We start from the raw sequence: 12,477 nt of genomic DNA, 5'->3' as shown, positions 1-12,477 counted from the left end.
ATCCTCAGCGGATCGGAGCGAAGGAGAACAACTCGGTACGGATGGACGGCGGGGCACCCGGCGTGAACCATGGCGTGTCCTGAATGTGGCTCGCGGTGACGTAGATCGTCCCGTCGGGACCTTCGGCGAAGGTGTCCGGCCAGCGTAGCCGCTTATCCGTCAAGACGATCTCCGTCCCCGACCCGGCGAGCCGCCTGATCGAGTAATCGGTCGGCGAGGTGATGTAGAGCGTCCCAGCCTTGCTCATCCACAGCCCATCCGCGACGGCGGTGGTGGCAACGGTCTGCACTGCACCACTGCGCTCTCGCTCGCTGATGTCGGGGCGCAGCTTGTCGGTGGCGATCGAATAGAGCGTCTTCCCGGTCAGCGCCTGCCAGTAGAGCGTCTTCCCGTCATTCGAGATCGCGATGCCGTCGGACGCGAACGCAGGCTGCCGCCCGTCGGGGCGAACAAGCGGCTTGCCTTCGATGGCGACGGTGACGCTCTTGTCGATTTGGGTCGAAGGATGGCCATCAAGCGCTCGGAAGCTCTTTCCGTCGTCCAAGTCGACGACGATGATTGCGCCGCGCGTGCCGCTGTCGGTGATGTAGCCGGTCCGGCCATCGGGCGAGAACCGGATATCGTTGAGGTAGGTGCCCTGCAGCGCAACGTCGCCAGGCACCGCGATGACCTTGGTCACCTTGTTCGTCTTCAGGTCGATGCGGACAAGCTTCGGTGCGCCCTCCAGGATCTTCTCGTTGCCCGGTGCGCCGGGGTCGACCACCCACAAATTGCCGTGGCCGTCCGGCACAATCGACTGGACGCAGACAAAGTAGTCGCCAACCGGCATTTCGTTTGCCCTGGCGTTGCGCCAGCTGTTCCACTTGGCATCGGGGTAGGGCCGGAGCGACCCATTCGGCATCACCTCCGCAACCGAGATCGGCGCGTCGTCGGTCCAGCGCGGGAAGTTGACGAAGCGGCGCCCGTCAACCGAGACGGCGACGCCGGTAGCCTGGTGGTCGAAGCGTGCCACCTGCGTTAGCGCGGCGCTGCGTCCCGTCTGGGCATAAGCTGCTCCCGCCAGCGCTATCGTGAAGGCTCCTAGCCCGATCAGAACACCGCTTTTCCGCATCTGTCCGCTCCTGTTCACCGGACGCATCGCGCGACGGTTCGCTCGTCAACGACCGTGGCCCATGCTTAGATCCAGGAAAACCACGAATAAAACAGGTTAGACAGCGTCTCCACGACCGGGAGTGAACCGCCCCGGGTTTGCCGGAGGCCGTGGGTTGTGAGTTACGCTGCCATATCCAGGTTCTCCGCGGCAGCATAATATTGCTCTTCGGCTTCGGCAGGTGGGATGTTGCCGATGGGCTCCAGCAGCCGGCGATGGTTGAACCAGTCGACCCATTCGAGCGTGGCGTATTCGACGGCTTCGAAGCTGCGCCACGGTCCACGCCTGTGGATCACCTCGGCCTTGTAGAGGCCGTTGATCGTCTCGGCCAAAGCGTTGTCGTAGCTGTCGCCGACGCTGCCGACCGATGGCTCTATCCCGGCTTCGGCGAGGCGCTCGGTGTACTTTATAGACACGTATTGCGACTCGCGGTCGCTGTGATGGATAAGGCCGCCCCGATGGGCCGGCCGGCGGGCATGGAGAGCCTGCTCCAGGGCATCGAGAACGAAGCTGGCATGCGCCGTTCTGCTCGCCCGCCACCCCACGATCCGCCTGGCGTAGGTGTCGATCACGAAGGCGACATAGACGAAGCCCGCCCAGGTCGCGACGTAGGTGAAGTCCGACACCCACAGCATGTTAGGCGCTGCCGCGTAGAACCTGCGGTTGACATGATCCAGCGGGCAAGGCGCTGCCTTGTCGCTCATCGTCGTGCGAACCGGCTTGCCCCGGATGACGCCCTGTAGGCCCATATCGCGCATCAGCCGCTCGATGGTGCAGCGGGCGACCGGAAAGCCCTCGCGCAGCATCTGCCGCCACACCTTGCGCACGCCGTAGACCGCGAAGTTCTCGGCAAACACGCGCGCCACCTCGGGCTTGAGAACCTGATCCCGCTGCGCCCGCGCCGACAGGCGCATCGGATCCTGCCGCTGCGCGACACGCTCGAAATACGTCGATGGGGCGATCGGCAAGACGCGGCAGATCGGCTCGACCCCATAGGCTTTACGGTGATCGTCGATGAAGGCGATCATCGCCGGAACGGGCGGTCGAGCTCCGCCTGGGCAAAATATGCCGATGCCTTGCGCAGGATCTCGTTGGCCTGTCGCAGCTCGCGGTTCTCCCGCTCCAGCGCCTTCATCTTGTCAGCGACCTCGGTCGGAACGCCAGCACGCTTGCCGCTGTTCACCTCCGCCTTCTTCACCCACTCATGCAGCGTCTGCGGAACGCAGCCGATCTTCTCGGCAATGGAAACTACCGCTGCCCAGCGCGACGAATGATCGCGCTCGTGGTCCAGCACCATCCGTACCGCTCGCTCGCGGACCTCAGGCGCAAACTTGTTCGTCGTCTTGCTCATACAGGCTCCACCTTCTCAGGAGTTGGAGCCTCCGACAAACCCGGGGCGGTTCATCTTGGCGACTTGTTCTACGGACCTTATCCCGTGTTGGGCGCCGACTGGATCACGCCCACCCCGCTCAGCATGCTCGATGGTAGCTCATCGATTCATGCTTGGATTCGGTGAAGAACGGCCAGATCGTAGCTGCTGCAAGGGGCCGCCCCAAAAACGGGCTAGTCGTTATTGCTTTGTTGGGTTTTCGCTCATATCTCGGGGTTAATCGAACCCGCCAGGCCTCTGCCCGCAAGGGTATGCACACTTGGCGGGTCTTTTTTTGCCCTGCTAAGCGGGATGGGTGCTACGCCCCTTCACAAAACCCGCGACGACGATCGCGCAGCAGCTCCAACACCTCCAGGCCGAAGGCATGGCAATCCCCGACGTGGTGCGGGCCGAGCACTGGTTACGCCATGTCAGCTACTACCGCCTGAGCGCCTACTGGCTGCCCTTCGAATATCCTAAGGGCACTTCTGGCGCCCGTTTCTTGCCGGGCACCAGCTTCGATACCGTCACCGCCCTGTACGATTTTGACCGCCGCCTTCGGCTGCTAGTGCTCGATGCAATCGAACGGATCGAAGTCGCTGTACGGGGTAGCTGGGCGTACGAGCTGGCGCAGCGGTTTGGACCCCACGGCTACCTGGATGCAGCGCTCTACTATCATCCGGGTAAGTACCACGACAACCTGACCCGCCTAACCAACGACGTGGCGAGCTCGCCCGAGACGTACATCGATCATTATCGTCGGACCTACAGCACTCCGGCAATGCCGCCGGTGTGGATGGTGGCGGAGATGATGTCGTTCGGGCAGCTCTCTCGATGGTATGCGCTGCTCGACGATCGAGGGTTGCGTAACGCCATAGCCAAACCCCTCGGGCTCCCTGAAGCGGTGCTCGTGCCGCTCCTGAAGCATCTCTCCACGATCCGAAACAGCTGCGCGCATCATGCCCGGCTTTGGAACCGCGGCTTTTTGCTGCGCATGCGGGTGCCCTTCAAACCGGCCGCCCTCGTCAGCACACTTGAGCCGCCCGCAGCCCGTGCTCCAGCCCAGCTCTATAACGCCCTGGTCCTCATCGTTTAACTGCTGAGACAGGTCGCTTCGACATCAGCCTGGCGGGATGAGCTGGTGACGTTGCTCGCTCAGCATCCGACCGGCGATCTAGCCGCAATGGGCTTCCCTCAGAACTGGGCAGCTAGGCCCCTGTGGCTTTGAAGCTTTCCTCGGCCCCTAGCGCCCAAACCCTCCGGCTGTGACGCAGCATGCTCCGGCGCCAACTGCTCATGAGCAATCATGGTCGGTGACCCTAGCTCGTCGGGACGGCATTGCAAACGTGACGACGTTGTTCCCACGAGGGCGACAGCCAGAAAGGTAGACCTTTTTACCTCAGTCCGTCGCACGTCCATATTACGACATACGGGGCTGTTGAAAAATGTGCCGCTGGTAGCCGAGTCCGGTTGGGGGCGGAATGACACCCCAAAGCATAGCGATCCCGTCTCGCATGGGATCGTTTGAGGGAAAGGGGGTGACCGCCGAGGAGTGGTGATTATACCCCTCAGATATGCCAGCATCGCCCCTCATTCGTCCCGCCGGTCATGTTCCTAGCGACGGCTACTGCCGGGCGGCATGGGAGGCGGTCTGCCGTTCGCAAGCGGTGATCGAGTTCGACACTACCGGCATCATCACATGGGCGAATGACCGGTTTCTAGCCATGATGGGCTACGGTCTTGCCGAGCTGGTCGGGCAGCATCACCAAGTTCTGTGCGATCCGAAATATGCCGCATCGGTCGAATATGAGCAGTTCTGGCGCTTGCTCCGACAGGGCGAGTTTGAGCAGGGGAAATTCAATCGCCGTCGGGCAGACGGGTCTGAGGTATGGATGCAGGCTAGCTACAACCCAATCTTTGATGGACAGAGAGTGATCCGGCGCGTGCTCAAGGTGGCTACAGACGTGACGCGTCAAGTGCTGCTGGAACGCGCGCTGCAAGCAAACCAAGCGGCGATGCAGGGCACCATGGGCGAGCTTGCGGAGATCGTTACTGCCATCAACGGGATCGCCAGCCAGACCAACCTCCTGGCGCTCAACGCCACGATCGAGGCGGCACGAGCCGGCGATGCCGGCCGGGGATTTGCGGTGGTCGCGTCGGAGGTGAAGAAGCTATCCGGTGATACGAGCGCAGCAACGCAACGCGCCAGCGACATGCTCGCGCGCCACCATGCATGCAGCGGGCAACCGGAGGTGACGGAAGCCGCCTCGTCCCATCGTTCCCGATGAACGATCGATTTTCGGGAAGGCTAGCGCATTCCCGAAACCGGTCTCACCTGCTGAAACGGGAAGGAGAGAGGGTCCAAATCAGTGTGAAGGGGAAACAACAAAAGAGTGCAGTGTCGCCAGCGCCGCAGCGCGGAGGTCGCGCCAGCGCGGAACGTCGCCTCGGTCGATACATCCCGATATTCGCCCGCCCATCTCGGGCACGACGATCACGAACTGGCAGCTAGCCATCGGTGCGAAAGGCGCGACCACTTGCCGCGTGTCGTTGCAATAGAGCCAGATATTATCCGCCACGCTTAGATAATCGACATCGACGTTGAAGATGCCGCCGCCATGCCGCTCACGATCTTTGACGGGTTTCGACCAGTCAGCGCGGCGGGTCTCAAGTCCAAATTCTGGTGGTGCGGGCTTCAGCGCCTGAAACGCAGGCGCTGGGAATAGATGGCCTTTGCTGAATTGCGAGCGGATCGCCGCAACGCTCGGTTGCGCCTCAGCTGGTAAGTCAACGGTGATCCCAACGACGTGCCCTACAACCGCTGGCACATTCACCGTTCCGCTTCTCGCCAGAAGACGGTCGCGAGCGGCTTGATCGGTTATGATGCTGTCGGGGTGATCTAGATCGACGTAGAACTCGATCAATCGAATTGGGTCACGATCGGTGCGTTGCGCCTTTGGCTTCTCCGGTGCCGTCCAATCGCTCTCCCCATCGTAAAGCACCGACGAGGCAATCCGGCTAGGCACAGCCAGCACCGACTTGCCCGCATGACCGTGATAAATCTCCGGTATGTCCGCTGCGGCGCAACCTGCTAGTGCCAGCATGGCCAAAAGAGCGCGCTGCATGTTCAAATCGTCGAGTTCTGCAACGGCCTCGAATGCCTCTCGTCCTTGCTCCGCCCCTTGAACATTGACAGCCTTTCGATGGCACCGAGTTCGTCGCCGGCACTGCGAGCGGACGGCATAGCAATCCGTTACGTCATAATGCTGTTGGTAGCGGCCAATGCAAGTGGCTGCCTGCCAGTCTTGCCCTTCCCGAAAACGAAGGATGGTCGGGACGGCTGACGGTCGCAAGGCGCGCTGGACGGCAAGGAGACAGCCGTTTTCCCAAAATATGTTCCCGATTGCTCATTCCCAAAATGGCCGGTTGGAGACGGAGAAACGGGACGATTCGGTCCGTGAGAGGAACCCGCCTCTAGCATACGCCCGGAGCAGATAATGTGAGCTGGCATCTCCGATTGCGAGCATCGCCGGATGATGGCGAGCACATTGGCAGCTAATCCGAGTATGGGGTCATGCGCCAGTGGCAGAGAGCGTGAGCAGGAAATCGCTCCAATGACGAGCAGACGCCGCTACGATTGCGAGCGCCTACACCTAACAATCGACTCTCCCTTCATCTCATCCGCGCACGACGGCCGCCATGTAAATCCCGGTTAAACGTTATGAATATCGCGGGAAGGCGCGCGGTAGCCCTCGACGCGATGCCGGTCAGAACGATAGGCTCGGATGTTCCGAACGCGCTCGTCACCCAGCACGAGCAGGGAGGCGGAGTCCTATGGAGAAGCATTTCGACGCGATCATCATCGGTGCCGGCCAGGCTGGCCCCGCCCTCGCCGCCCGCCTTTCCACCGCAGGACAAAGGGTCGCGATCGTCGAGCGCCATCTGGTGGGCGGCACATGCGTCATACCGGCTGCATGCCGACCAAGACGATGGTGGCCTCAGCCTACGCCGCGCATCTCGCGCGCCGCGGTGCCGAGTACGGCGTCGTCACGGGTCCGATCAGCATCGACATGGGGCGCGTCCATGCGCGCACCAGCAGGGTGTCTTCGGATGCGCAGGGACGCGATGAGGAATGGCTGCGCGGCCTGGAAAACTGCACCCTCATCTTCGGTCACGCGCGGTTCGAGGGCGGCAGATCGGTTCGGGTTGGTGACGACCTTCTGACCGCCGCCAAGATTTTCATCAACGTCGGCGGCCGGGCCTTCATTCCCGACATGCCGGGCGTCGCCGATGTTCCGCTTCTCACCAACAGCTCCATCCTGAAGCTTTCCACCGTGCCGGCGCATCTGGTCGTGATCGGCGGAAGCTATGTCGGCCTGGAATTCGCCCAGGCGTTCCACCGCTTCGGTGCCGAAGTGACCGTCGTCGAAAAGGGCGAACGCCTGGTGGGCCGGGAGGACGAGCGGGTCTCGGCCGAATTGCAGCGCATTTTTGCGGACGAAGGGATCACAATCCGGACGCACGCCGAGTGTATCCGCTTCGCGCCTCACGGGGACAAGATCGAGGTAGGCCTGACGTGCGCGCACGGCGCGCCGGCAATTATCGCGAGCCATGTCCTGATGGCCGTTGGCCGCATCCCCAACACGGGCGATCTGGGCCTCGAGGCCGCCGGCATCAAGATCGACGAGCGCGGCTATATCCGCGTGAATGATCGGCTCGAGACGACCGCGCCCGGTGTCTGGGCGCTCGGTGACTGCAACGGCCGCGGCGCCTTCACCCACACGAGCTACAATGATTTCGAGATCGTCGCAGAGAACCTCCTGGACGGCGCGGATCGCAAGGTCACCGACCGGATCGCCTGCTACGCGCTCTACACCGACCCGCCTCTCGGCCGGGTCGGAATCAGCGCGGATAAGGCGCGATCGTCAGGGCGCAGCGTAAAGGTCGGCCGCCGCCCCATGTCGAGGGTAGGGCGTGCGGTGGAGAAAGATGAGACGGCAGGGTTCATGGAAATCGTGGTCGACGCGGAGACGGACCGGATTTTGGGCGGAACGATATGAGGCACCTCTGGCGACGAGGCGATCCATTGCATCCTCGATATGATGGCGAACGACGCCACCGCTGATCGCCTGCGGCAGACCGTGCATATCCATCCGACCGTCTCCGAACTTCTGCCGACAATTGCAGGCAGTCTCGAATGAACGGCGAGGAGCTTCGTTCAGCCTATGTCGAGGGGATGGACAACGACCGCCAGCCGTTCGGCGAGCCCCTCGATCTGTCCCAGATAGCTCGGGAAGTGCGGGGTCGCCCGGTGGGCGTCGACCGCCGCCTGATCGGTATAGAGCTCGTCGAGCACGAACCGACCAGACGGTGCAGGCTCCTGCCAGAGATCATATCGCAGGTTGCCGGTTTCGGCCCGGCTTGGCGCCAACATTCCACGCAGCAGCGCCTCGAGCGCATCAGCCTTGCCAGGCTTGGCGCCGAGCACAGCAACGATCTTCACATGGGAGGACAATTGGCGGTCCTTTCTCAGCGGGTTCGTCGGCACGCTCACACTCCCCGCAGCGCAGGGCAACCGGAGAGAGTGAAACATGCTTGTGCCCGGAGGCACAGTCCGCGCCCTTGCCAAATCATCGCGCAGAGCAAAGCTTGCGGGAGCGAGCCGGCGCCCCGCAGCATCTGACAACATGAACTCGTCGAGGATTAGCGTTCCCATGGGCATTTTGGAAACCCGCAAAGACCAGATCTTCCCGACGCTGACCGCCCACCAGGTCGACAGCGCGCGCAGGTTCGCGAGCGGTCCGGAGCAACGCTTCGCGCCCGGCGAGGCTGTCTTTTCGATCGGGGCCGTCGGCACCCCCTCATGGCTCGTGATCGAAGGTGAGATCGAGCTGACCCGGCGACGCGGCCTTAAAGGCGAGACATCCGTCACGAGTTACGGTGTCGGCCAGTTTAGCGGCGAGGTGAACGCCCTGGCCGGCCGTCCTTCCATCTCGGCAGGGCGCGCGGGGCCTGATGGCTGCATCGCCATCCCGTTCGACGCACCGCACCTTCGTGCGTTGATGATCGGGACAGCCGATCTCGGCGAAATCGTCATGCGCGCGCTCATCCTGCGCCGGGTCGAGCTCATCGAGGATGCGGAGGCCGGGACTATCCTGGTGGGAGCTCCCTCGAACCCGAAAGTTGTCGGGCTGCAGGTGTTCCTCACCCGTGCCGGCTATCCCAACCTCGTGCTGGACGCGACGACCGACGCAGAAGGCAAGGCGCTGATCGAGCGGCTTGGTATATCAGCGGCCGAACTGCCGCTGATCGTCTGCCCTGACGGCACTTTCCTGCGCGATCCGACCGAACTCGAGCTCGCGACCTGCCTCGGCATTACGCCGTCGATCAAGGATGGCGCGCGGTTCGATGTCGCGATCGTCGGTGCCGGTCCGGCCGGGCTGGCGGCGGCCGTCTATGCCGCGTCGGAGGGGCTCTCGGTAGTCGTCTTTGACGGGCGCAACACAGGCGGCCAAGCCGGGGCCTCGTCGCGGATCGAGAATTATCTGGGCTTCCCGACTGGGATTTCCGGTCGTGCGCTGGCTGGGCGCGCCTTCAATCAGGCGATCAAGTTTGGCGCGGAGATCGCCGTCCCGATGCATGTCGACCGGCTCGACTGCTCGGGCAAGGAACTGACGCTCGAAATCGCGGGGGGCACCCGCGTGATCTCCAAGGCGATCGTGATCGCCTCGGGGGCAAGCTATCGCCGACCCGACATTCCGAACCTCGCCGAGTTCGAGGGGAACGGCGTCTCCTATTGGGCATCGCCGATCGAGGCGCGGCTCTGCGCGGGCGAGGAAGTGGCGCTGGTGGGCGGCGGTAACAGCGCCGGCCAGGCCATCGTCTTCCTTGCGCCGCAGGTACGAAAGCTTCACCTGTTCGTTCGACGTCCGCTCGAGCAGACCATGTCGAGCTACCTGATCGAGCGGATCGCCGCACTTCCCAACGTCGAACTGCATGTGGGCAGCGAGGTTGTCGGGCTCGAAGGCGATGCGTCATCCGGCCTGTCGGCCGCCACCTTCCGCAACCGGACCGATGGTTCGACGCACCGCTGCAATCTCCATCATCTCTTCCTCTTCATTGGGGCCGACCCGAACACCGGCTGGCTCCACGACTGCGTTGACATTGACGGCAAAGGGTTCGTCGTGACCGGCAACGGTCCCCTTCCCCTAGAAGCCAGTCTGCCGGGGGTCTTTGCGATCGGCGACGTGCGAGCTACCTCGACCAAGCGCGTAGCCGCGGCTGTCGGCGAGGGCGCGGCCGTCGTCTCCCAGATTCACGCCATGTTGGCGAGCCAAGCGACCAAGGAGCAACCATGAGCATTTGCCAGCACAATGGGGCCGTCCGCGACGTCACACCGAGCGCGCGCGGTTGCCAAGAATGCCTCGAGATCGACAGCCCCTGGGTTCATCTTCGAATCTGCCGCACCTGCGGGCATGTGGGCTGCTGCGACCAGTCCCCGCATCGGCACGCCACGGCCCACTATCACAAGACGGGCCATCCGATCATGGAAGGCTATGATCCACCCGAGGGCTGGGGATGGTGTTACGTGGACGAGATCGAGGTCGACCTTCCAGACCAGACCCCACAATGGGGGCCGATGCCGCGCTACTATTAGATCCCTCAGTTTAGCTCGGATCGTACTTGATTGACGCTAGCTTGAAACTACCTGGCTTGCGTGATGTTCGCCTTAGTCGAGGATCAAGGGCGTCATCACGTTCATTGTTTGACCTTGCTGGGTCATCCGCAGTCGGCTTGAGATCTTCTGCTTCGTCGGGATGCGGCGGCAACCATGTTGGATAAAGAATTCGGCGCGAATCCCTCTTATATTCAGCATCACGTTTTATCATTTGTGCGATTAGGGCATTACGAAACGCAGGCTGCCACGCAGCAGGATCCTTTATTTTCTTCGACGCCACAGCATCCTTCGCATTTTTGTATATCTTCAAGATGTCAGACGTCGGAAAAACGATCTTGTCCTTTATGTAACAAAGGTGGCTTAGCCCCTGTGCTCGAAACACGTCGGCTCCGGCTATGGCCTTTTCCTCGTCGAGATACCGAAAATAGGCGGCTAATCCGCCGAGTTCGATGTCTTCGTGCGGCCCCGGCGCGTCGAGCGGCAATCGGCAGAACCAGCGGTAGGCGAGGTTGAAGCGGACTTCCTCGCACGGCCGGCGTTCCGACGTGATGCCATAGAGGCGAGCGATCAGTGACATGCGAACCAGCAATTCGGGCGCGATCGAGGGACGCCCACGGCGACTGTAGTGCGGGGCGAGCGCATCGCGCAGCTCACCCAGGTCGATCAGCCTGTCTATCCTGCGTAGTATGTGATCGGCGGGGCTCATCGCTCCCAGCGCCCGCCAACTTGCGTCCTTGCCGCCTCGCTGTTGCTCACCCATCATGGCCGCTGCTCCCGATGTGTCGAAGCAGGGAACGCGTTAGGAACGCGATCGGATCACTCGGCCTTTTCAACAGCCCCGGCCGTTTTACGAACAGTTTGAGCCTGATGTCGCGGGTGAGCTCGCCGATCGCTGCCCGAAATGGCTGCTCGTTCACGGATCCGACAGACGGGAACCATGCCGCAGCCCAAGGCGTTGGGCGCCTTAGACGAGGTCCTTACCACGGGGACGTCCGATTAGATGGGGGAAACGACATGCGCGCACTATGCTGGCACGGTAAAGGCGATGTCCGCGTCGACACCGTCGCGGATCCCGAGATCAAGCACCCGCGCGATGCGATCATCAAAGTAACCGCCTGCGCGATCTGCGGGTCGGACCTTCACCTGCTGGATGGCTACCAGCCCACCATGGAGGCCGGCGACATCCTCGGCCACGAGAACATGGGCGAGGTCGTGGCGCTCGGGTCCGAGGTCACCAACCTCAAGATCGGGGACCGGGTGGTGGTGCCGTTCACGATCAGCTGCGGCGATTGCTGGTTCTGCAAGAAGGGTCTGTTTGCGGCCTGCGATCGGACCAATCCGAACGCCGAGATGGCCGCCAAGGCGATGGGCCATTCGCCCGCCGGGCTGTTCGGCTTCAGCCACATGCTGGGCGGCTACTGCGGCGGCCAGGCGGAGTATCTCCGGGTGCCGATGGCGGATGTCGGTCCGATCAAGATTCCCGACAACGTAACCGATGAGCAGGCCCTCTTCCTATCGGATATCTTCCCGACCGGCTACATGGCCGCCGAGAATGCGCAGATCGAGCATGGCGACACCGTCGCGATCTGGGGCTGCGGTCCGGTCGGCCAGTTCGCCATCCGCTCCGCGCTGATGATGGGCGCCGGCCGCGTGATCGCGATCGACGAGGTGCCCGAGCGACTCGCCATGGCGGAGGCCGGTGGCGCTGAGACGATTAACTTCGCCGAAACCGATGTCTATGACGAGCTGCAGGCGCGAACCAAGGGCCGGGGCCCCGACAGCTGCATCGATGCTGTCGGCTGCGAGGCGGCCGCGCACGGGGCGGCGGACGCGGTCATGGACAAGGTGAAGGCAAGCATGATGCTCGCCACTGATCGCGTCCACGTCCTGCGGCAGGCGATCATGAGCTGCCGCAAGGGCGGCACGGTCTCCGTGCCCGGCGTCTACGTCGGGATGGGTGACAAGCTTCCGATCGGTGCAGCGATGAACAAGGGGCTGACGATCAAGCTTGGGCAGACCCACGTGCAACGTTACACCAAGCCGCTACTGGATAAGATCGTCGCGGGCGCGATCGATCCCAGCTTCGTGATCACGCATCCGGCCAGTCTTGAAGACGCGCCAGAAATGTACGCTAAATTCCGCGACAAGGAAGAAGGTGTAATCAAGGTTGTCATGCGGCCGCACGGCTGATTGGCGGAACAACCGGGAACAGGACGCTTATCGATGCCGATCGCCACCGCCGCTGTGGATTATGTTCAGCGGCGGTGTCGATCAGCTTGA

The 12,477-nt window shown here is 62.6% G+C and carries 9 protein-coding genes, 2 pseudogenes and 1 other annotated feature; of the genes and pseudogenes, 6 read left to right on the top strand and 5 right to left on the bottom strand.

Going from position 1 to position 12,477, the window contains the following annotated elements; translation table 11 throughout:
- Window positions 1-4: 4 nt before the first annotated feature.
- Together D9601_RS19190 and D9601_RS19185 are read right to left on the bottom strand one after the other, a co-directional pair.
- On the bottom strand, window positions 5-1,138 hold the full coding sequence (locus tag D9601_RS19190; RefSeq protein WP_232474423.1) for a major royal jelly family protein: 1,134 nt from the start codon (window positions 1,136-1,138) through the stop codon (window positions 5-7).
- Window positions 1,139-1,272: 134 nt separating this feature from the next.
- Window positions 1,273-2,501 (bottom strand): IS3 family transposase gene (locus tag D9601_RS19185; RefSeq protein WP_198355623.1). Its coding sequence is split into 2 segments (ribosomal slippage): window positions 1,273-2,213 and window positions 2,213-2,501, totalling 1,230 coding nucleotides; the frame shifts between segments, so codons are not numbered across the junction.
- Window positions 2,104-2,220: a sequence feature (AL1L pseudoknot), on the bottom strand. (Overlaps the previous gene by 117 nt.)
- Before the next feature lie 403 nt (window positions 2,502-2,904).
- Here D9601_RS19185 and D9601_RS19180 point away from each other — a divergent pair.
- Together D9601_RS19180 and D9601_RS20090 are read left to right on the top strand one after the other, a co-directional pair.
- Entirely contained in the window at window positions 2,905-3,615 is a 711-nt protein-coding gene (locus D9601_RS19180; RefSeq protein ID WP_232474422.1) for an Abi family protein, read from the top strand.
- Window positions 3,616-4,186: 571 nt separating this feature from the next.
- Window positions 4,187-4,807, top strand: a complete 621-nt coding sequence (locus D9601_RS20090) for a methyl-accepting chemotaxis protein (RefSeq protein ID WP_443024777.1) — start codon at window positions 4,187-4,189, stop codon at window positions 4,805-4,807.
- Window positions 4,808-4,885: 78 nt separating this feature from the next.
- Here D9601_RS20090 and D9601_RS19170 read toward each other — a convergent pair whose 3' ends face one another.
- Window positions 4,886-5,644 carry a hypothetical protein gene (locus tag D9601_RS19170; RefSeq protein ID WP_198355621.1) on the bottom strand — a complete coding sequence of 253 codons (759 nt, stop codon included), beginning with the start codon at window positions 5,642-5,644 and terminating at the stop codon, window positions 4,886-4,888.
- A 660-nt stretch (window positions 5,645-6,304) separates the two neighbouring features.
- Between D9601_RS19170 and D9601_RS19165 the strand changes: the two are divergent.
- Window positions 6,305-7,720 (top strand): annotated as a pseudogene (locus tag D9601_RS19165) (FAD-containing oxidoreductase).
- 17 nt (window positions 7,721-7,737) lie between these two features.
- On the opposite strand, the gene D9601_RS19160 reads toward D9601_RS19165, so the two are convergent.
- Window positions 7,738-8,067, bottom strand: coding sequence for a putative quinol monooxygenase (locus tag D9601_RS19160; protein ID WP_332838058.1), 330 nt, complete (start codon window positions 8,065-8,067; stop codon window positions 7,738-7,740).
- Window positions 8,068-8,233: 166 nt separating this feature from the next.
- Here D9601_RS19160 and D9601_RS19155 point away from each other — a divergent pair, with 166 nt between their 5' ends.
- Both D9601_RS19155 and D9601_RS19150 read left to right on the top strand, forming a co-directional pair.
- On the top strand, window positions 8,234-9,877 hold the full coding sequence (locus D9601_RS19155; protein WP_198355620.1) for an FAD-dependent oxidoreductase: 1,644 nt from the start codon (window positions 8,234-8,236) through the stop codon (window positions 9,875-9,877).
- Entirely contained in the window at window positions 9,874-10,176 is a 303-nt protein-coding gene (locus tag D9601_RS19150) for a UBP-type zinc finger domain-containing protein (RefSeq protein ID WP_198355619.1), read from the top strand. Before D9601_RS19155 ends, D9601_RS19150 begins: the two co-directional genes overlap by 4 nt.
- A gap of 481 nt (window positions 10,177-10,657) precedes the next feature.
- Here the strand turns inward: D9601_RS19150 and D9601_RS19145 are convergent.
- Window positions 10,658-10,957 (bottom strand): annotated as a pseudogene (locus D9601_RS19145) (transposase); the annotation flags it as partial.
- A 254-nt stretch (window positions 10,958-11,211) separates the two neighbouring features.
- Between D9601_RS19145 and D9601_RS19140 the strand changes: the two are divergent.
- Window positions 11,212-12,387 (top strand): zinc-dependent alcohol dehydrogenase, encoded by a 1,176-nt coding sequence (locus D9601_RS19140; RefSeq protein WP_116732693.1) that lies wholly within the window; start codon window positions 11,212-11,214, stop codon window positions 12,385-12,387.
- Window positions 12,388-12,477: the final 90 nt, after the last annotated feature.

The organism is Sphingomonas sp. MA1305, from assembly GCF_016107325.1.
Taxonomy (GTDB): domain Bacteria; phylum Pseudomonadota; class Alphaproteobacteria; order Sphingomonadales; family Sphingomonadaceae; genus Sphingomonas.
Note: the sequence above shows the minus strand (reverse complement) of the source record. Positions and strands in the feature narration are given on the sequence as shown.